This window comes from Streptomyces sp. NPDC033180, assembly GCF_055577645.1.
Window position 1 is genome coordinate 314,403 of sequence record NZ_JBVIPU010000004.1, and the last position, 19,429, is coordinate 333,831.

The window sequence follows — 19,429 nt, forward strand, 5'->3', positions numbered from 1 at the left end:
ATCTACTCGGCGGAAGGTGGCAGAACCGTGCAGTGGACGAAACAAAGCGAACAAACTGTGTATGGAAACAGGTGGTTCACGGTCAATCTGGCAGACGTGGAGCTGCCCGACGGCCGGCACCTCGACCACTTCCTGATACGGCTGCGGCCCGTCGCCGTGGCCACCGCGGTCAATGAGGCCAACGAGGTGCTGCTGCTCTGGCGGCACCGCTTCATCACCGACAGCTGGGGCTGGGAACTCGCCGCGGGCGTCGTCGAGGACGGCGAGGACCTCGCGTACGCGGCAGCCCGGGAAATGGAGGAAGAGACCGGCTGGCGGCCGGGCCCGTTACGACACCTGATGAGTGTCGAGCCGTCCAATGGGCTCACCGACGCAAAGCACCACATCTACTGGTCGGATGAGTGCACCTACATCGGTCATCCCGAAGACGACTTCGAGTCCGACCGCCGTGAATGGGTCCCACTCAAACTCGTCCCTGACATGGTGGCCCGCGGAGAAGTACCGGCCGCCAACATGGCGGCTGCGCTACTTCTCCTGCACCACCTGCGTCTTGGCCAGGACGCGCACTAACGACCGATGGCCTGCCAAACTGCCACGGCGAGCGCACCGACCGCCGCAAGGGCGAGAAGTGCGGGCAGCGGCCAGCGAGTGTGCTCGAGTGCGGTGATCCTTACGGTCAACTCGTCCTGGTTCTTGACGCTCTGTTCGTCGTGTTGGGTGAGCAACGCGAGCTGTCCGTCGACGCGGGCGAGACCCACGTCCAAGCTGCGGCGTAACTCGGCGAGTTCTTCGGGGACCACGCGAAGTTCAGGGTCGGCGGTCACAAGTCCGTTCCTCTCTGTAGCTGTCCATCCCCCTGATGCGCACGGAAAGTCAACTCTCCTGGTGGCCAGGGCGGGAGAGTGTGCGAAGGGCATATGCGAGCCCACCGCGCACACGGTGTGTGAACGCCGCGGGCCCGGCACTCGATCGAGTGCCGGGCCCGCGTGCGGTGCGAAGTTCCGGGTGCCAGTGTGAGCCGTGTCAGCCGTACGGGTAGAAGCCCGAGCCGGACTTGCGGCCGAGCCTCCCTGCGTCCACCATCCGTTGGAGCAGCGGGGGAGCGGCGTACAGCGGCTCCTTGTACTCGGCGTACATGCTGTCCGCGACTGAGGCGACGGTGTCGAGGCCGATCAGGTCGGCGAGCTTGAGCGGACCCATCGGGTGGGCGCAGCCCATCTCCATGCCGTTGTCGATGTCCTCGCGGCTCGCGATGCCCGACTCGAACATCCGGATCGCGGAGAGCAGATACGGGATGAGCAGCGCGTTGACCACGAAGCCCGAGCGGTCCTGGGCACGGATCGCGTGCTTGCCGAGCACCTTCTCGACCATGGACTGCGCGCGGCTGATCGTCCCCTCGGACGTCGTGAGCGCGGGGATCAGCTCGACGAGCTGCTGCACCGGGGCCGGGTTGAAGAAGTGGATGCCGATGACCGCGTCGGGGCGGGACGTCGCGACGGCCAGCTTCACCAGCGGGATGGACGAGGTGTTGGAGGCGAGGATCGCGTCCTGCCGGGTCACCACCTGGTCGAGTACCTGGAAGATCTCGGTCTTGACCGCCTCGTTCTCGACGACGGCCTCGATCACGAGGTCGCGGTCGGAGAACTCCCCGAGGTCGGTCGTGAAGCTGAGGCGGGCGAGCGTCTCGTCCCGCTCCTCCTCCGAGATCTTGCCGCGTTCGGCGGCCTTGGAGAGGGAGTTGTAGAGCCGGGTGCGGCCGATCTCCAGGGCCTCGCCTGTGGTCTCCGCGACCTTCACATCGAGTCCGGAGCGGGCGCAGACCTCCGCGATCCCGGCGCCCATCTGGCCGCAGCCCACTACTCCGACGCGTGCGATGTCGGGCATAGAGTCGGTCACCTCGTGCCTTTCGCTGATCAACGGGCGGGCAGTCCCCCGTTCGGATGCGGTGTCTGCCCCAGCGGTGAACGTTACCGCCGAACCTCAGGTGCATGACGTGCCGGGTCGGGCATGCTGTCCCGTACAAGCAGCGGTTCCGGCGGATATACAGGCCAGGGGGCGAGCGGATGAGGCGTATGTCACGCCGAGGTTTCACGATTGCGGCAGCCGCGATGGTGGCGGGTCTCACAGCCGCGGGGGACGCGGCGGCCGTGCCCGGGAAGGCCCCCTCGCGCCGCGAGCTGCGGGGCATGTGGCTGGCGACCGTCGTCAACCGCGACTGGCCCTCGAAGCCCGGACTGCCGGCGGCCGAGCAGCGCGCCGAACTGATCGGCCATCTCGACACGGCCGTACGGCGGCGGCTGAACGCCGTGATCTTCCAAGTGCGCCCCACCGCCGACGCGTTGTGGCCATCGCCGTACGAGCCGTGGGCGGAGTGCCTGACCGGCGTGCAGGGCAAGCACCCCGGCTGGGACCCGCTGGGCACGGCCGTGGCCGAGGCGCACAGCAGGGGCCTCGAACTCCACGCGTGGTTCAACCCCTTCCGCATCGCCAACCACACGGATCCCTCGCGCCTCGTCCCGACGCACCCGGCGCGGCTGCACCCCGACTGGGTCGTGCCCTACGGCGGGAAGCTCTACTACAACCCCGGTCTGCCCGAGGTACGGCGCTTCGTCCAGGACGCGATGCTCGACGCCGTGCGCCATTACGCCATCGACGCGGTGCACTGGGACGACTACTTCTACCCGTATCCGGTCGCCGGGCAGGTCTTCGACGACGACGAGGCCTTCGCGCGCCACGGCGGCGGCTTCCCGGACCGCGCCGCCTGGCGGCGCGACAACATCGACCGTCTGGTGCGCGAGATGGGGACGCGGATCAAGAAGGCGCGCAAGCACGTGCAGTTCGGGGTCAGCCCGTTCGGGGTCTGGCGCAACGCCTCGACCGATCCGCTCGGTTCGGACACCCGGGCCGGCGTGCAGACCTACGACGATCTGCACGCCGACACCCGCGGCTGGGTCAAGAAGGGCTGGCTCGACTACATCTGCCCGCAGCTCTACTGGAACATCGGCTTCGCCGCCGCGGACTACGGCAAGCTGCTGCCCTGGTGGGCCGATGTCGTCAAGGACACGGGCGTGCGCCTGTACGTGGGGGAGGCCCTCTACAAGGCGGGCGACCCCGCGCAGGCCGCCCCCTGGCAGGACCCCGCCGAGCTGTCCCGCCACCTCACGTACGCCAAGAAGTTCCCGCAGTCGCGCGGGCATGTGTACTTCTCGGCGAAGGAGGTGGGCGTGGACAAGATCGGCGCGATGGCGCGCGTGGTCGCCGACCACTACGGGAAGCCGGCCAAGCCGCCCCGCTGACAGGTACTCGCGGCCGGAGTTACGAGGCCGGGTCCTGATGCCGTACGACGGTGTCGGGGCCCGGTGACATCAGCGTCTCGTGGCCGTCCTCGAGGCGCACGCGGTACGGCGGGCCGCCGTCCGTGCCGAGCACCTCGACGACTTCCGCGATCCGGTCGTGCTGGCCGACGACCCTGCCGTGGACCACCAGCTTGTCGCCTACGGTTGCACGCATCTGGAGCGACCTCCTTGTCCCACCCTGCGGTTGCTTTCCGTGGCCGTCAGTCTACGTCCGGTGGCCGGACCTTGGGCCCGGCCGTCGGCTGCTAGCCGCGTGCCCGTTGGGTGACCGCGATGCACACGAGGACGGCGGCGGCGGTCAGCGGTGCGGCGATCGTGAGGTGCTCGCCGAGCAGGAACACCGACCAGACCAGCGTGAGCAGCGGCTGCGCGAGCTGCAGCTGGCTCGCCTTGGGCACGCCGATCACGGCCATGCCGCGGTACCAGACGACCAGGCCGAGGAACTGCGAGCCGATGGCCGCGTAGAGCAGTCCCGCGGTGCTGTGCCCGGTGAGCTGGAAGGGCTCGTGCTGGAGGGCGAAGGCCGCCCCCACCACGGCGAGCGGCAGGCACAGGACCAGCGCCCAGCCGATGACCTGCCAGCCCGGCATCTCGCGGGCGAGACGGCCGCCCTCGGTGTAGCCGGCGGCGCAGATGAGGAGCGAGGCGAAGAGGTAGAGATCGGCGGTCGACAGGGCGCCGCCACTCTGCTGGACCGTGAACGCGATCACCGCCGCGGCGCCCGCGAGGGCCGCGGCCCAGAACGTCCGCGAGGGCCGCGCCCCGGTGCGCAGCGCCGAGAACACGGCGGTCGTCAGCGGGAGCAGACCGACGACCACGGCCGCGTGGGCGGTGGTGGAGGTCTGCAGGGCGAGCGTGGTCAGCAGCGGGAAGCCGACGACGACTCCGGCGGCGACGACCGCGAGCCCGGCCCAGTGGCGGCGGGCGGGCAGCGGAACGCGCAGGGCGAGCAGGGCGCCTCCCGCGATGAACGCGCTCAGCACGACGCGCAGGGCCACGAACGACCAGGGGCCGATGCCTTCGAGGCCCCAGGCGGTCGACGGGAAGGTGAGGGAGAAGGCAGTGACGCCGAGCGCGGCCATGACGGTGCCTGCGCGGCGGGAGTTGTGCGTGCCCGGGGTGACGGCTTCCGCGGTGACGGCTTCCGGGGTGACGGCTTCCGCGGTGGCGGTGACTGCTATCGGGCTCGGGCGAGTAGCGCTATCCTGTGCTGTCATGCATGAGAGTAGCAGTGTGGCTGAGTTGGCAAAACAGTTGCGGGCCGAGGTGGACCGCTACTCGCCAGGTGGAAAGCTGCCGTCGAGCCGGGCGCTGGTCGACCGGTTCAGGGTGAGCCCGGTGACCGTGTCGCGGGCCCTGGGGCAGCTGGCCGCCGAGGGCCTGGTCGTCACGCGGCCCGGCGCCGGTGTCTTCCGAGCCGAGCCGCAGGCCGCCGCCTCACCGGCGGGGGACACCTCGTGGCAGGAGGTGTCACTGAGCGCCGACGCGGCGACGGAGCTGGTGCCGCGGGCGGTGGACGCCTCCGGGGTCCTGGTCACGCTCGCGGCGCCCTCGCACGGGGTCATCGAGTTCAACGGCGGCTATCTGCATCCCTCGCTGCAGCCCGAGCGCGCGATGGCGGCGGCCCTCGCACGTGCCGGGCGGCGGCCCGGCGCGTGGGGAAGGCCCCCGATCGACGGGCTCCCCGAGCTGCGAGAGTGGTTCGCGCGGGGCGTCGGCGGCGCGATCACGGCCGCCGAGGTCCTGATCACCGCGGGCGGCCAGAGTGGGCTCACCACGGCGCTGCGCGCGTTGGCCCCGCCGGGTGCGCCCGTCCTGGTCGAGTCGCCGACGTATCCCGGCATGCTGGCCATCGCCCGCGCGGCGGGGCTGCGGCCGGTCCCGGTGCCGGTGGACGTGGACGGCGTACGCCCCGAGCTGCTCGCCGCGGCGTTCAAGGCCACGGGGGCGCGGGTGTTCGTCTGCCAGCCGCTGTTCCAGAACCCGACGGGGGCGGTGCTCTCGGCCGAGCGGCGCCCGGAGGTGCTGCGCATCGCGCGAGAGGCCGGGGCCTTCGTCATCGAGGACGACTTCGTGCGCCGTCTCGTCCACGAGGACGCGGGGCCGCTGCCCAGGCCCCTGCAGTCCGACGACCCCGACGGAGTCGTCGTGCACGTCTGCTCGCTCACCAAGGCCACGTCCCCGAGCTTCCGGGTGAGCGCGCTGGTCGCCCGCGGGCCCGTACTGGAGCGGCTGCGCGCGATCCAGGTCGTCGACCACTTCTTCGTGCCGAGGCCGCTCCAGGAGGCGGCGCTCGAACTGGTCGGATCCCCGGCCTGGCCGCGCCATCTGCGGCACGTGGCGGGCCAGTTGAAGGACCGCAGGGACGCGATGGCGGCGGCCCTGCGCCTGCACCTGCCCGAACTGGCCCTGCCGCACATCCCCGCGGGCGGCTACCTCCTGTGGCTGCGCCTGCCCGACGGCACGGACGAGACGGCCCTGGCGAGCGCGGCGCAGCGTGCGGGCGTCGCGGTGGCCCCCGGCCGCCCGTACTTCGCGGCCGAACCCCCGGCGGCGTACCTGAGGATGAGCTTCGCGGCGGTCGCGGGAGTCGGGGAGATCGCCGAGGGGGTACGGAGGCTGCGCGGGGCGTGCGAGGAGGTGTGGGGGTCCTCCCGCTGAGACCGCCTGCCGCGGCGCCCGCCGGGCGCCAGCACCGCGTACGTACTCGCGGTGAAGCCTTGACCCGCGCAGCCGCGCCCTCCACGATCACCGCATGTCTGTTCGCGTCTCGGCGGCCGAGGGCCGCACGACTGGTGGGGGCCGGCCGTGAGGCCGGCGTCGCCGGAGGAGGCCGTGCCCGAGGAGTTCGGCGCTGCCTGGCAGCGGCTCGACCCGGCGGCCCGGCGCTGCCTCGAACTCGCCCACCGCTCCCTGCGTGGCGGCGGGCTCGCGGTCGGCGCCGTGCTCACCGACGGGGCGGGGGTGATCGTCACCGAGGGGCGCAACCGGGCGTACGACCCTCCGGGCGGGGACGACGTCCTCCAGGGGACGCCCCTCGCGCACGCGGAGATGAACGCGCTGGCGGGCGTGCACACGGAGCGGGAACTGGGTGGTCACGTCCTGTGGAGCAGCCACGAGCCGTGCGCGATGTGCGCGGCGGCGGCCGACTTCACGGGGGTCGGGACGGTGCGGTACGTCGCGCGGGACCCGTGGGCGCTGGCCACCGGGCAACCGTCGTCGTCGGCGGAGGCCCTGGGGGATTCCGCCTGGGAGACGTGTGCCCACGTCCTGTTCCTGCGCGGCATCGTGCAGCTGCGCGGCGCCGAACACCCGACCGTGCGGGGCAACGCGGCGATCGCCCCGGAAGCCGTTCGGATCGCTACCGGCCCGGACTTTCCGGCGACGGAGGACGTAGCGGGGCTGTGCGCGGCGCTGTGGGGTCGCATCGGGTGTATGCCGTCGTGAGGATCAGGTCCTTGGCGGGGCCCGCGACCCGCCACCGCGTCCGCCAGCGCCGCTCGTCGTACACCTCGAACTCGCCCCGGTAGAGGTCGAGGGCGCACGGATGGTCGGCGGTGTGCCTGCCGGTGCGCAGGTCCAGGTCGTGGAAGGGGCGGCCGTCGGCGAACAGGACGTGTGCGGTGGCCGGGTCGTCGCCCGGCATGAAGCGCAGGGTGCGTTCGGCGGGGCGGGGAGTGCCGCGCCACGTGAAGGTGCCGGACTCGTGGTGCAGGAGGCCGCCGCCGTCGCCCGGCGTGAACACCGTCGTGCCCGAGAAGTGCCCCTCCGTGTTGCCCGCCACATCCCGTGCCGTCCGCTCCACCTGCCACGTCCCGGCGAGGTACGCCAGTACGTCCGGCACGCCCAGTACGTCCGGCACGCGGTGCGGGGCCTCGCTCATCGCGCACCCCACTTCGGCTGCTTCATCCGCAAAGGGCATGCCCCGCAGGCTACGCGGCCCCCTGCCTTGGCGTTCGCCCCGGATGTCTCTACTTGTCGACGAACCCGAGACTGTTCTCGTCGTACCGGGTGCCGGCGACCGCATCCGCCGGGGCCGCCGCGTCGATCGCCGCGAGCTCCTCCGCGGAGAGCTCGACGGCGAGCGCGCCCAGGTTCTCGGTGAGGTACTTCTCCCGGCGCGTGCCAGGGATCGGCACCACGTCGTCGCCGCGGTGCTGCACCCAGGCCAGGGCGAGCTGCCCCGCGGTGACGCCCTTGTCTTCGGCGAGCGCGTTGAGGGCGGTCACGATGGGCAGGTTCCGCTCCAGGTTCCCGTCGGCGAACCGCGGCTGGCTACGCCGCATGTCGCCCTCCTGGAGGCCGGCGGCCGAGGTGTAGCGCCCGGTCAGGAAGCCGCGCCCGAGCGGCGAGAACGGCACGATGCCGATACCGAGCTCGCGGCAGACCGGCGCGATCTCCGCCTCCAGGTCCCGCGTCCACAGCGACCACTCGCTCTGCAGCGCGGCGATCGGATGCACCGCGTGCGCCCGGCGGATCGTCCCCGCGCTCGCCTCGGAGAGCCCGAGGTGCCGCACCTTCCCGGCCTCGACGAGCTCGGCCATCGCGCCGACGGTCTCCTCGATGGGTACGTTCCGGTCGACGCGGTGCAGGTAGTACAGGTCGATGTGGTCGACCCCGAGCCGCCGCAGCGACGCGTCGCACGCCTGCCGTACGTAGGCCGCGTCGCCCCTGATCTCTGTCGGCTCGTCGAGGCGGTTGGCGAAGCCGAACTTCGTGGCGAGGACGGCCTGTTCGCGCCGGCCGGCCAGCGCGCGGCCGATCAGCTCTTCGTTGTGTCCCGCGCCGTAGAAGTCGGAAGTGTCGAGCAGGGTGACGCCGAGGTCGAGAGCGCGGTGGAGCGTCGCGATGGACTGGGTGTCGTCCGAGGCGCCGTACGCGTGACTCATCCCCATGCAGCCGAGCCCTTGCGCCGAGACGGTCAGTGCGCCGAGACGGCGGGTGGGAACGCTGGTCATGCCGGTACCTCCAGGTGGAGCAGTGTGCCCTGATGCGGGCGGACGGTTCCGACCCTAGGAGCTGGAGTCGACTCCAAGTCAAACCATTTCGGCGGGCGTTGAGGCGTTCACTTCTGATCCGCCGCCGCGTACAGCGCCGCCACGTCGAGCTTCCTCATGCCGAGCATGGCTGCCATGGCGCGCTGCGCCCGTCCCTGGTCGGGGTCAGAGATGAGCTCGTCCAGGGCGGCGGGGACGACCTGCCAGGAGAGACCGAACTTGTCCTTGAGCCAGCCGCAGGGGCCTTCCTCGCCGCCTTCGGAGAGCTTCGTCCAGTAGTGGTCGACCTCTTCCTGGTCGGCGCAGTCGATCGTCAGGGAGAGCGCCTCGTTGAAGGTGAACTCGGGGCCGCCGTTGAGTGCCAGGTACGGCTGGCCGTCGAGCTCGAACTCGACGGTCATCACGGTCCCGGCGGGTCGCGGCCCCGCGTCGCCGTAGTGGGAGACGTTCGTGATCTTCGAGTTCGGGAAGACGGAGACGTAGAACGTGGCGGCGTCCTCGCCCTGTGTGTCGAACCAGAGGGTGGGCGTGATGCGGGGCATGACTCTCTCCTGTCGTCGGGCGTGTGGGTGCGGGCGTCTGTCTGTCTGTAGTGACCCTCGCCCTTGCGTGAACTCATCGCAGGTGGGCGCTCCGATTCTCGTTGCATAAAACTGCGGCTGGACGTATAGTCATGCCATCTAGGAGGAGGGTTCCATGGCGGTACGCGCAGCAGTGGCAGGGGCGAGTGGGTACGCGGGCGGTGAATTGCTGCGTCTGCTGATCGTCCACCCCGAGGTGGAGATCGGCGCCCTGACGGGCAACTCGAACGCGGGTCAGCGCCTGGGTGCTCTGCAGCCGCACCTGATGCCGCTCGCCGACCGTGTCCTGGAGCCGACCACCGCCGAGGTCCTCGCCGGTCACGATGTCGTCTTCCTGGCCCTGCCCCACGGCCAGTCCGCCGCCGTCGCCGAGCAGCTCGGCCCGGACGTCCTCGTCGTCGACATGGGCGCCGACTTCCGGTTGAAGGACGCGGGGGACTGGGAGAAGTTCTACGGCAGCGAGCACGCCGGGACCTGGCCCTACGGCCTGCCGGAACTGCCGGGCGCCCGAGCGGCCCTGGAGGGCTCCCGGCGCATCGCGGTGCCCGGCTGCTATCCCACGGCCGTCTCGCTCGCGCTCTTTCCCGCGTACGCCGCCGGGCTGGCCGAGACCGAAGCGGTGATCGTCGCGGCTTCCGGGACCTCGGGCGCGGGCAAGGCGGCCAAGCCGCACCTGCTGGGCTCCGAGGTGATGGGCTCCATGTCGCCGTACGGCGTGGGCGGCGTCCACCGGCACACCCCGGAGATGATCCAGAACCTCTCCGCCGCCGCGGGCACCCCCGTCACCGTCTCCTTCACGCCGACCCTGGCCCCGATGCCCCGCGGCATCCTCGCCACGTGCAGCGCGAAGGCGAAGGAGGGTGTCACCGCCGAGTCCGTGCGGACCGCGTACGAGAAGGCCTACGCGGACGAGCCGTTCGTGCGCCTGCTCCCCGAGGGGCAGTGGCCCGCGACCGCCGCCGTGTACGGCTCGAACGCCGTGCAGATCCAGGTCGCGTACGACGAGGCGGCGGGGCGCGTCATCGTGATCAGCGCCATCGACAACCTGACCAAGGGCACCGCGGGTGGCGCGGTGCAGAGCATGAACATCGCACTCGGGCTCCCTGAGGAGCTCGGTCTTTCCACGATCGGAGTGGCACCGTGAGCGTCACGGCAGCGCAGGGATTCACGGCGGCGGGCATCGCCGCCGGAATCAAGGAGAACGGCAACCCGGACCTGGCCCTCGTGGTCAACACCGGGCCCCGCCTGGCCGCCGCGGGCGTCTTCACCTCCAACCGCGTCAAGGCCGCCCCCGTCCTCTGGTCGGAGCAGGTCGTCAAGGGCGGTCTCGTCTCGGCCGTCGTCCTCAACTCCGGTGGCGCCAACGCCTGTACGGGCCCGCGGGGCTTCCAGGACACCCACGCCACCGCCGAGAAGGTCGCCGAGACCCTTGACCTGAACGCGGGCGAGGTCGCCGTCGCCTCGACGGGGCTCATCGGCGTCACCCTCCCCATGGACAAGCTCCTGCCGGGCGTCGAGAGCGCGGCGGGCGAACTCTCCGCGCATGGCGGCGAGAAGGCCGCCATCGCCATCAAGACCACCGACAGCGTGCACAAGACGGCCGTGGCCACCCAGGACGGCTGGACGGTCGGCGGCATGGCCAAGGGTGCGGGCATGCTCGCCCCCGGCCTCGCCACGATGCTCGTCGTCCTCACGACGGACGCCGACCTCGACGCCGACGTCCTGGACAAGGCGCTGCGCGACGCCACGAAGGTCACCTTCGACCGCGTCGACTCCGACGGCTGCATGTCGACGAACGACACGGTGCTGCTTCTCGCCTCTGGTGCTTCTCAGGTCACCCCGGAATACACCGCGTTCGCCGAGGCCGTCCGCACCGTCTGCGACGACCTCGCGCGCCAGCTCATCGGCGACGCCGAGGGCGCCAGCAAGGACATCCGGATCGAGGTGGTGGGCGCGGCCTCCGAGGACGACGCCGTCGAGGTGGGCCGCTCCATCGCCCGCAACAACCTCCTCAAGTGCGCCATCCACGGCGAGGACCCCAACTGGGGCCGGGTGCTCTCCGCCATCGGCACGACGAAGGCCGCCTTCGAGCCCGACCGGCTGAACGTCGCCATCAACGGCGTATGGGTCTGCAAGAACGGCAGCGTGGGCGAGGACCGCGACCTCGTCGACATGCGCTACCGCGAGGTCAGGATCACCGCGGACCTGGCGGAAGGCACCGCCGAGCCGGTCGTGATCTGGGCCAACGACCTCACCGCCGACTACGTCCACGAGAACAGCGCGTACTCCTCATGAGCGGCGACACGAGCGGCAGTACGAGCAGCGCCACGAGCGGCAACCCGACCGCGCGGAAGCACACCGCGCTCCCCAAGGCGCAGATCCTCATCGAGGCGCTGCCCTGGCTGACCAGGCACCGCGGCAAGACCGTCGTCATCAAGTTCGGTGGCAACGCCATGATCGACGAGGAGCTGAAGGCCGCCTTCGCGCAGGACGTCGTCTTCCTGCACCACGCGGGCCTCAGGCCCGTCGTCGTGCACGGCGGCGGACCGCAGATCAGCAAGGCCCTCGACCGGCACGGCATCGTCAGCGAGTTCAAGGCGGGCCTGCGCGTCACCACCGAGGACGCCATGGACGTCGTACGGATGGTGCTCGCGGGACAGGTCCAGCGCGAGCTGGTCGGCCTGCTCAACCAGCACGGGCCGCTCGCCGTCGGCCTCACCGGCGAGGACGCGCACACCATCACCGCCACCAAGCACCAGCCCCGCATCGAGGGCGAGTTGGTCGACATCGGCCGGGTCGGCGAGATCACCGAGATCGACACCGGCGCCATCGAGGCCCTGCTCGCGGACGGCCGTATCCCGGTGGTCTCCTCGATCGCCCGCTCCCAGGACGACGGACATGTCTACAACGTCAATGCTGATACGGCGGCTGCGGCACTTGCGGCTGCGCTGGACGCGGAGACCCTCATGGTCCTCACGGACGTCGAGGGCCTTTACGAGGACTGGCCCCACAGCGACGAGGTGATCAGCCGCCTGACCGCGAAGGAGCTGGAGAAACTCCTTCCCGAGCTGGCCAGCGGCATGGTCCCCAAGATGGAGGGCTGCCTGCACGCCGTGCGCAACGGCGTCGAGACCGCCCGTGTGATCGACGGACGGGTCCAGCACTCGATCCTGCTCGAGATCTTCACCGACGAGGGCATCGGCACGATGGTCGTGCCGGACGCGCCCGACGTACCCGGCAACGCGACAGAGGGGGAAGCGGCATGACCGGCAACGAGGAGCTGACCCAGCGCTGGCAGGACGCGCTGATGGACAACTACGGCACGCCCAGGCTGCCCCTCGTCCGCGGCGCGGGCAGCAAGCTGTGGGACGCCGACGGCAAGGAGTACGTCGACTTCGTCGGCGGCATCGCGGTCAACGCGCTCGGCCACGCCCACCCGGCGGTCGTCGAGGCGGTCAGCACCCAGATCGCGTCCCTCGGCCATGTCTCGAACCTCTTCGTCGCCGAGCCGCCGGTCGCACTCGCGGAGCGGCTGCTCCAGCTCTTCGGGCGCCCGGGCCGGGTGTACTTCTGCAATTCCGGCGCCGAGGCCAACGAAGGCGCCTTCAAGATCGGCCGCCTGACCGGGCGTTCGCACATGGTCGCCACGGACGGCGGCTTCCACGGCCGGACCATGGGGGCGCTCGCGCTCACCGGCCAGCCCGGAAAGCAGGAGCCGTTCCTGCCGCTGCCCGGCGACGTCACGCACGTCCCGTACGGCGATGTGGAGGCCCTGCGGGCAGCGGTAACCGAAGAGACGGCCCTCGTCGTCATCGAGCCCATCCAGGGCGAGAACGGCGTGGTCGTGCCGCCCGCGGGCTACCTCAAGGCGGCCCGCGACATCACGACGGCCACCGGCACCCTGCTCGTACTCGACGAGGTGCAGACCGGAATCGGCCGCACCGGCCACTGGTTCGAGTACCTCGCGCACGAGGGCGTGGAGCCCGACGTCGTCACGCTCGCGAAGGGTCTCGGCGGTGGTCTGCCGCTCGGCGCGACGGTCGCGTTCGGCGCGGCGGCCCAGCTCCTCAAGCCCGGTCAGCACGGAACGACGTTCGGCGGAAACCCGGTGGCATGCGCCGCGGGCCTGGCGGTACTCGACACGATCGAGGCCGACGGACTCCTGGACAACGTGAAGCGGGCGAGCGAGAAGCTGCGCGACGGAATCGAGTCGCTCGGACACCCCCTGGTGGGCCATGTCCGGGGTGCGGGCCTCCTGCTGGGTATCGTGCTCACCGAGCCGCTCGCGCCCCAGGTGCAGCAGGCGGCTCAGGACGCCGGCTTCCTCGTGAACGCGCCCGCCCCCGATGTCGTACGGCTGATGCCGCCGCTGAACGTGCGCGACGACGAGGTGGACGCGCTTCTGCGGGCCCTGCCCGGCATGCTTGACCAGGCCACCGCGGCGGGCGGGGACGGACGATCCGGAGAATGAGACGACGATGAGCCAGGCGCAAGGCAACGAGCACGCGGAACACCCGGATCACGCCGGGCCCGCCGTGCCGCAGACCCGCACCGCACGCCACCGCCGGATCGTGGACATCCTCAACCGGCAGCCTGTGCGCTCCCAGAGCCAGCTGGCGAAGCTGCTCGCCGACGACGGCCTGACGGTCACCCAGGCGACGCTCTCGCGGGATCTGGACGAGCTGAACGCCGTGAAGATCCGCAACGCCGAGGGCGATCTCATCTACGCGGTGCCGAGCGAGGGCGGCTTCCGCACGCCGCGTGCGCCGCTGGGGGAGTCCGCCAAGGAGGAGCGGATGCGCCGCCTCTCGGCGGAGCTGCTCATCTCCGCCGAGGCCTCGGCCAACCTCGTCGTCCTGCGGACGCCGCCGGGCGCCGCCCAGTTCCTCGCCTCGGCGATCGACCAGGCGGAGCTGCACGACATCTTGGGGACGATCGCGGGGGACGACACCTTGATGCTGATCAGCAGGGAGGCCACGGGGGGCCAGGCGCTGGCGGATCACTTGCTGCGGCTGGCATCGAACGAGCACTAGCTGGCCCCTGGGCCTCGGGTGCCGTTGATCACCGGCACCGCCGAGTTCGTCCTCAAACGCCGGACGGGCTGAATTCATTCAGCCCGTCCGGCGTTTGAGGACATCTTGTACGGGGGGCCAGGGGGAAAGCCCCGCAGGGCCCGCCCTCACCCCAGCAACCCACCCAGCGGATCATCCCCCAGAAACGCCACCAGCTCCGCAAGCCCCGGCGCAGTAGCCGGCCCCCGCCGGGTCACCGCACAAGCCGCCGCAGCGTTCGCGCCACGCGCAGCCGTGAGGGGATCAAGTCCACGCCCCAACAGGGCGAGGAACGCCCCGACATGGGCGTCCCCGGCACCATTGCTGTCCACGGCGTCCACGGGGAACCCGGGCACGTGCACCACCCCGCCCGAGCCCGGCGCAGCCACCCAGCAGCCGTCCTTGTCGGCCCGCACCAACACCCCCGCCCCCGGCGCGAGCCGCCCGAGCAGGGCGGCAGCGGCGGCCCGCGGCTCGGAGTGGCCGCTCATCAGGCGGGCCTCACGCGCATTGCAGCTCAGCCAGTCAGTCCGCCCAAGGACCGGCTCAAGCACCGACACGGGAATGTCGGCCACCAACGGACCGGGATCGAAACAGACCCGCACATCACCCGGCAACCCCGCCGCGAACGCGGACAACAGCGGACCATTGACCTCCATCACGAGGCTGTACCCGGACAACTGCACGGTGTCGCCCGCCCGCAGCGCCCCCGCGGCAACGCCCGTCTCCGCGGCCGTCATCCGCGCGTCCACTCCGAAACTGGTCACGAACGTCCGCTCGCCCCCGGCGTCCACCAGCGCCACACAGAACCCCGTGTCCCCGTCCGTACGCACCGGATGCAGGGTCGCGATGTCCTCCTCGGCGAGGGCGCGGCGTACGAGATCCCCGTAGGGCCCGGTCCCGTGCAGCCCCGCGTACACCGCGTCTGCCCCCAGCCGCCGCGCCGCCGTCAGGGCGTTGAAGCCGCCGCCCGCGTACAGCTCCGTACGGGAGCCGATCACGTCGCCGCCCCGTTCGGGCAGTGCGGGGACCTCGATGACGAGGTCGGCGATGACGTTCCCCGCAAGGACGAGGCGCGGGGAAGTTGCGGTGGTGCTGCTCATCGGACGGGCTCCTCAACTGCGGGGGAGGGGGCAGGCGTTGTGGAAAGGGGGCCGCGTCCGCCGAAGGCCGCGTACACCGCCGCGCCCATCACGATGGACACCGCCCAGCCGAGGCCGTTGACCCCGAACCACGTGTCGGCCAGCGGCCCGGAGAACCACACGTCGGCCGCGCCGGTACCGGCGGTGGTGAACAGGAGCCCCGACACGATCGCCGCCACCCAGGCGAGCACGGCGGGCAGCCGGAAGCCGCCGGTGTACCAGTAGCGGCTGGTCCGTGAGGTGTCCATCAGGCCGTCGGGGTCGTAGTCGCGGCCCCGCACCATGTCGACCGCGATCACTCCGATCCAGGCGGAGATCGGCACGGCGAGGAGGGTGAGGAAGGTGGAGAAGGGCCCGTAGAAGTCGTCGGCGATCAGCATGAAGTAGATGCCGCCGAGGAACATCAGCACGATGTCGATGACCACGGCCCAGGCCCGCGGCACCCGCAGACCCAGCGTGATCATGGTGAGCCCCGCGGAGTACGTCGACAGGTGGTTGGACATCAGCAGGCCGCCGAAGGCCGCGATCAGATACGGGATCGCCATCCAGGACGGCAGCATCGCGTTGATCGCGGAGACCGGGTCGGAGGACGTGGCGAGCGATGGGTCGCCCGCCGTCAGGAGGGAGCCCAGCGAGATGAGCAGCACGAGCGGGATCCCCGCACCGAAGGCAGACGCGGTGACCAGGCGGCGCCCCGGAATCGTACGGGGGAGGTAACGGGCGTAGTCCGCGCCGGCGTTGGCCCAGCCGATGCCCGTGCCCGCGGCGATGAAGCCGATGCCCGCGACGACGCCACTGGTAGGCCCGGCCGGGGCTTCGAGGACCTTCGACCAGTCGACGGTCGCGACCAGGAAGCCCATCACGATCAGGTTCAGGACGCCGAACAGGACCGTCGCCCACTTGTTGATCCACATGATCGTGGCATGCCCGAGGCCGCTGATCAGGAGCGTGCAGGCGATGAAGACCAGCAGGCAGAGCACGGTCAGGAAGGAGTTCCGGCGGACGTCGAAGGCCACGCCGAGGAGAGCGAGCAGCGCGTACGCCGCCGTGGTCGTCGTGATCGTCTCCCAGCCGACCCGGCTCAGCCAGCTGACCAGGGTCGGGCCCGCGTTGCCGCGCTGCCCGAAGACCGCGCGGGAGAGTGTCAGAGCGGGCGCCCCGCCCTTCTTGCCGGCCAGGCTCAACGCACCCACCAGCGCGAACGATCCGAACGAGCCGAGGATCGCGACGAGCGCGGCCTGCCAGATGTTGAGGCCGCGGAAGGCGACGAGCGTCGCGCCGAGCGGCAGCCCCAGGATCGAGATGTTGGCGGCGAACCAGGTCCAGAACATCTGGCCCGCGTGGCCGTGACGCTCACTGTCGGGGACCGGCTCGATCCCTCGGGTCTCCACGGTGCCGACCTGATCGTTCTTCGTCGAAGCGGCCATGACGGAACCTCCTTGCGCGATACGTGGGGGAACGGGGCGGGTGAGGGGTCTCAGCGGTGGGTGAGCAACTGGGCTGTCAGCGGCTCGAGTTCGAGGCTGTTGACCGTACGGAGGGTGCGGACGGCGTCGGCGGGGAGGCCCGAGAGGCCGCGCACCGATCCGGCGATCGCGCCCGCGATCGCGCCGATCGTGTCGCTGTCGCCGCCGAGGTTCGCGGCGAGGAGCGTGCTGCGCCAGGGGTCGCCGCCGGTCAGCGCGAGCACCGCGAAGGCGGCGGGCACCGACTCCTGGCTGGCGACGCTGGTGCCGATGAGGGCGACGATGCGGTCAAGGGCCGTGGCCTCGTCCAGGCCGTCCACCAGTGTGCGGGCCCAGGCGATGCGGGCGGAGATGTCGGCGCCGGCGATCCAGTTGCCGCGCCGGGCACCGGCCTCCGCGGCGGTGATCGCCGCGTCGAAGGCCTCGTCGAGGGTGCCGCCCGCGACGCCGGTGCTCACGGCCGCGGCGACGGCCGCCGCGCCCGCGATGCCGATGTTCGTGTCGTGGGTGACCTGGCAGGACTCCACGACCCGGTCGAGGAAGTCGGGAAGCGGATCGGCGGCGAAGGCGATGCCGACCGGGGTGACGCGCATCGCGGCGCCGTTGGTGGTGCCGTACCTGCCCGCCTCCTTGGGGTCGGTGCCGCCCGCGACGGCGTCCAGGGCTGCCTTGGTGGAAGGGCCCAGCAGATCGAAGGAGCCCTTGGCCTTCATTTCCCGTTCCCAGGAAAGGAGTTCGCCGGCGAACCGCAGTGGATCGACGTGTCCGCCGCCCTCGACGAGCAGCCGCGCCACGATGACCGCCTGGTCGGTGTCGTCGGTGACGGACCCGGCGGGCATGCCCGCGCTCACGGGGTTGTCGGACCTGGAGGCCTCGAATCCGCTGACGGTGCCGTAGACGCGTACGACCTCCTCGCGGGACATGATCTGGGTCGGCATGCCCAGGGCGTCGCCGAGAGCGAGTCCGTGGAAGGCGCCGAGCGCGCGGTCGAGAAGGTCGGGCGGTGCGGTGGTCATCAGTGGCCTCCTCGGCCGGTGCGTACGTGCAGTTGGAACCGGGACGGGTCGAGCAGGCTCGTCACCTGCTCCACGACCTCGCCGTCCGCGTCGCGAAAGACCTGGGCGAGCCGGATGAACGGTTCGCCCAGGGCGCGGTGCAGGAGACCCGCGTCCTGGTCGTCGAGGCCGGACACCGCTATGCGGGCATCGCTCGACGCGGCGATGCGCCCCGCGGCCAGCAGGGTCCGGTTGAGGGAGCCGCCGTCGAGACCGCGCTCGGGCAGGTCGGCGAGGGCGGGCACGGCGGGGACGCGGCTGCGCTCGAGGGAGACACCTGCGCCGTCGGGCAGTCGCCTGACACGGTCGAGGGCGATGAAGTGCGGGTCCGTCAGGCCGAGTTCGGCGGCCAGCTCCGGGTCGGCGATCCGCTCGAAGCGGAGGGTGTCGGTGGAGAGCTCGGTGCCCTGGTCGGCGAGCGCCCGGGTCCAGCCGAGCTGCTGGTCGAGCGGGGTGCCGTCGAACGTGACGAGCGAACCGATCCCGGCGTGCGTCTCGATCAGCCCCTGCTCGCCGAGTGCGCTGAGCGCCTGGCGCACGGTGGTGCGGCTGACGCCGAACCGCTCCCGCAGGGCGTGCTCGCCGGGGAGGCGGCTGCCGTCGGCGTGGACTCCGGCGCGGATCTCGTCGGCGAGCACGTGCGCGACACGATGATGTTTATGAACCTGTCCAGGCATGTCTAGAAGGTAAGCGGAGCTGATCCCTCCCGTCTACGGCTGCCGGAAGATTCTTTGCGGGTACGTGCCCGTCAGGCCTGCTGGGCGGGCCCGCCCAGCTCTTCCGTGCGCCGCGCCCGGTAGGACATCCACGCGGCGACCAGGGCCCCGGAGACGTTGTGCCACACGGAGAACACGGCGGCGGGCAGCGCGGCGAGCGGACTGAAGTGGGCGGTGGCGAGCGACGCCGCGAGCCCCGAGTTCTGCATGCCGACCTCGAAGGCCATGGCACGCGAGGCCGGCGGGCCAAGGCGGGCCAGCTTGCCCGCGCCGTAGCCGAGCGCGAGGCCGAGGCCGTTGTGCAGGACGACGGCGAGGAACACGAGCAGGGCGGCCGACTTGATGGCCGCCGCGCTGCCCGCGACCACGATCGCCACGATGACGGCGATGGTCAGCGCGGACAGCCACGGAAGAGCGCTGAGCACGCGCCCGATGCAGCGGCCGAACAGCAGCCGTACGACGAGACCGGCGATGACCGGGAGCAGCACGGTCTTGAGGATGTCCGTGACCATCGATCCCGCGTCCACGGGCAGGTACTCGCCCGCGAGGAGCAGCGTCAGCGGCGGCGTGATGAGCGGCGCGAGCACGGTCGACACGGTGGCCACCGAGACGGAGAGGGCCACGTCGCCGCGCGCCAGATAGGTGACGACATTGGACGCGGTCCCGCTCGGCGCGCAGCCGACGAGGATGACGCCGGCCGCCAGTTGGGGCGAGAGCCCGAGCGCGTGGGCGATCAGCCAGCCGAGCCCCGGCATGATCACGTAGTGCGCGACCAGGCCGAGCGCGACGGCCCAGGGCCGCTTGACGACGCCCTGGAAGTCGAGCGGGGTCATGGTGAGCCCCATGCAGAACATCACGAGACCCAGGAGGTACGGGACGTCTCTGCCCCAGCCCTTGAAGGCGTCCGGCGCCATCAGGCCGAGCGCGCCCGCGGCGAGCACGAGGACGGGGAAGACCGTGACGGCGAGGCGGGCCGCCTTGTCGCCGCTCTCCGTTGAACTGGGGATCGTCTGTTCGGTTTGCACCCGGCGATGCAACGCCGCCGCGCCGAGCGGACGCAACCCC

The 19,429-nt window shown here is 71.2% G+C and carries 21 protein-coding genes; 9 read left to right on the top strand and 12 right to left on the bottom strand.

The features are described 5' to 3' along the window. Positions 1–27 precede the first annotated feature (27 nt). Positions 28–570: an NUDIX hydrolase gene (locus tag ACZ5WE_RS15375; RefSeq protein ID WP_467686620.1), complete on the top strand. Its 543-nt coding sequence runs from the start codon at positions 28–30 to the stop codon at positions 568–570. On the opposite strand, the gene ACZ5WE_RS15380 is transcribed toward ACZ5WE_RS15375, so the two are convergent. Together ACZ5WE_RS15380 and ACZ5WE_RS15385 are read right to left on the bottom strand one after the other, a co-directional pair. Beyond that, positions 567–824, bottom strand: a complete 258-nt coding sequence (locus ACZ5WE_RS15380) for a hypothetical protein (protein ID WP_467686618.1) — start codon at positions 822–824, stop codon at positions 567–569. The genes ACZ5WE_RS15375 and ACZ5WE_RS15380 overlap by 4 nt on opposite strands. Positions 825–1,023: 199 nt before the next feature. After that, positions 1,024–1,884 (bottom strand): 3-hydroxybutyryl-CoA dehydrogenase, encoded by an 861-nt coding sequence (locus ACZ5WE_RS15385; protein ID WP_467686616.1) that lies wholly within the window; start codon positions 1,882–1,884, stop codon positions 1,024–1,026. 179 nt (positions 1,885–2,063) lie between these two features. On the opposite strand from ACZ5WE_RS15385, the gene ACZ5WE_RS15390 reads away from it, so the two are divergent. Next, the gene (locus ACZ5WE_RS15390) at positions 2,064–3,296 is read left to right on the top strand and encodes a glycoside hydrolase family 10-like protein (RefSeq protein ID WP_467686614.1); all 1,233 of its coding nucleotides are present in this window, start codon (positions 2,064–2,066) and stop codon (positions 3,294–3,296) included. A gap of 19 nt (positions 3,297–3,315) precedes the next feature. Here the strand turns inward: ACZ5WE_RS15390 and ACZ5WE_RS15395 are convergent, their stop codons facing one another. After that, entirely contained in the window at positions 3,316–3,510 is a 195-nt protein-coding gene (locus ACZ5WE_RS15395; protein ID WP_467686612.1) for a DUF1918 domain-containing protein, read from the bottom strand. A gap of 91 nt (positions 3,511–3,601) precedes the next feature. Next, positions 3,602–4,573, bottom strand: a complete 972-nt coding sequence (locus tag ACZ5WE_RS15400) for a DMT family transporter (RefSeq protein WP_467686610.1) — start codon at positions 4,571–4,573, stop codon at positions 3,602–3,604. Here ACZ5WE_RS15400 and ACZ5WE_RS15405 point away from each other — a divergent pair. Together ACZ5WE_RS15405 and ACZ5WE_RS15410 are read left to right on the top strand one after the other, a co-directional pair. After that, complete coding sequence (locus ACZ5WE_RS15405) at positions 4,572–6,017, top strand: aminotransferase-like domain-containing protein (RefSeq protein WP_467686608.1); 1,446 nt, start codon at positions 4,572–4,574, stop codon at positions 6,015–6,017. The two genes, ACZ5WE_RS15400 and ACZ5WE_RS15405, sit on opposite strands and share 2 nt — an antisense overlap. 147 nt (positions 6,018–6,164) lie before the next feature. Further along, entirely contained in the window at positions 6,165–6,803 is a 639-nt protein-coding gene (locus tag ACZ5WE_RS15410) for a nucleoside deaminase (protein WP_467686606.1), read from the top strand. Here the strand turns inward: ACZ5WE_RS15410 and ACZ5WE_RS15415 are convergent. The 3 genes from ACZ5WE_RS15415 to ACZ5WE_RS15425 all read right to left on the bottom strand — a co-directional run bounded on the left by ACZ5WE_RS15415 (position 6,718) and on the right by ACZ5WE_RS15425 (position 8,895). Continuing rightward, positions 6,718–7,239 (bottom strand): DUF6314 family protein, encoded by a 522-nt coding sequence (locus ACZ5WE_RS15415; protein ID WP_467687103.1) that lies wholly within the window; start codon positions 7,237–7,239, stop codon positions 6,718–6,720. The two genes, ACZ5WE_RS15410 and ACZ5WE_RS15415, sit on opposite strands and share 86 nt — an antisense overlap. Positions 7,240–7,327: 88 nt before the next feature. Next, complete coding sequence (locus tag ACZ5WE_RS15420) at positions 7,328–8,314, bottom strand: aldo/keto reductase (protein WP_467686604.1); 987 nt, start codon at positions 8,312–8,314, stop codon at positions 7,328–7,330. A 107-nt stretch (positions 8,315–8,421) separates the two neighbouring features. Then, entirely contained in the window at positions 8,422–8,895 is a 474-nt protein-coding gene (locus ACZ5WE_RS15425) for a VOC family protein (protein ID WP_467686602.1), read from the bottom strand. A 154-nt stretch (positions 8,896–9,049) separates the two neighbouring features. Between ACZ5WE_RS15425 and argC the strand changes: the two genes are divergently transcribed. Genes argC through ACZ5WE_RS15450 form a run of 5 tightly spaced genes read left to right on the top strand, consistent with a single transcriptional unit; the run spans position 9,050 to position 13,967 of the window. Next, positions 9,050–10,078 carry an N-acetyl-gamma-glutamyl-phosphate reductase gene (argC, locus tag ACZ5WE_RS15430; protein WP_467686600.1) on the top strand — a complete coding sequence of 343 codons (1,029 nt, stop codon included), beginning with the start codon at positions 9,050–9,052 and terminating at the stop codon, positions 10,076–10,078. Further along, positions 10,075–11,229, top strand: a complete 1,155-nt coding sequence (argJ, locus tag ACZ5WE_RS15435) for a bifunctional glutamate N-acetyltransferase/amino-acid acetyltransferase ArgJ (RefSeq protein ID WP_467686598.1) — start codon at positions 10,075–10,077, stop codon at positions 11,227–11,229. Before argC ends, argJ begins: the two co-directional genes overlap by 4 nt. After that, on the top strand, positions 11,226–12,200 hold the full coding sequence (argB, locus tag ACZ5WE_RS15440) for an acetylglutamate kinase (RefSeq protein ID WP_467686596.1): 975 nt from the start codon (positions 11,226–11,228) through the stop codon (positions 12,198–12,200). The genes argJ and argB overlap by 4 nt, the downstream gene beginning before the upstream one ends. Beyond that, complete coding sequence (locus ACZ5WE_RS15445) at positions 12,197–13,405, top strand: acetylornithine transaminase (RefSeq protein ID WP_467686594.1); 1,209 nt, start codon at positions 12,197–12,199, stop codon at positions 13,403–13,405. The genes argB and ACZ5WE_RS15445 overlap by 4 nt, the downstream gene beginning before the upstream one ends. 7 nt (positions 13,406–13,412) lie before the next feature. Beyond that, a complete protein-coding gene (locus tag ACZ5WE_RS15450; protein ID WP_160503870.1) occupies positions 13,413–13,967 on the top strand; it encodes an arginine repressor in 555 nt (184 codons plus the stop codon). A gap of 146 nt (positions 13,968–14,113) precedes the next feature. Here ACZ5WE_RS15450 and ACZ5WE_RS15455 read toward each other — a convergent pair whose 3' ends face one another. The 5 genes from ACZ5WE_RS15455 to ACZ5WE_RS15475 form a co-directional block, all read right to left on the bottom strand. Then, positions 14,114–15,088, bottom strand: coding sequence for a PfkB family carbohydrate kinase (locus ACZ5WE_RS15455; protein ID WP_467686592.1), 975 nt, complete (start codon positions 15,086–15,088; stop codon positions 14,114–14,116). Continuing rightward, positions 15,085–16,554 (bottom strand): purine-cytosine permease family protein, encoded by a 1,470-nt coding sequence (locus tag ACZ5WE_RS15460; RefSeq protein WP_467686590.1) that lies wholly within the window; start codon positions 16,552–16,554, stop codon positions 15,085–15,087. Before ACZ5WE_RS15460 ends, ACZ5WE_RS15455 begins: the two co-directional genes overlap by 4 nt. A 50-nt stretch (positions 16,555–16,604) precedes the next feature. Further along, on the bottom strand, positions 16,605–17,609 hold the full coding sequence (locus tag ACZ5WE_RS15465) for an ADP-ribosylglycohydrolase family protein (RefSeq protein ID WP_467686588.1): 1,005 nt from the start codon (positions 17,607–17,609) through the stop codon (positions 16,605–16,607). Next, positions 17,609–18,325, bottom strand: a complete 717-nt coding sequence (locus ACZ5WE_RS15470; protein WP_467686586.1) for a GntR family transcriptional regulator — start codon at positions 18,323–18,325, stop codon at positions 17,609–17,611. The genes ACZ5WE_RS15465 and ACZ5WE_RS15470 overlap by 1 nt, the downstream gene beginning before the upstream one ends. A gap of 71 nt (positions 18,326–18,396) precedes the next feature. After that, the gene (locus ACZ5WE_RS15475; protein ID WP_467686584.1) at positions 18,397–19,389 is read right to left on the bottom strand and encodes a bile acid:sodium symporter family protein; all 993 of its coding nucleotides are present in this window, start codon (positions 19,387–19,389) and stop codon (positions 18,397–18,399) included. Positions 19,390–19,429 lie beyond the last annotated feature (40 nt).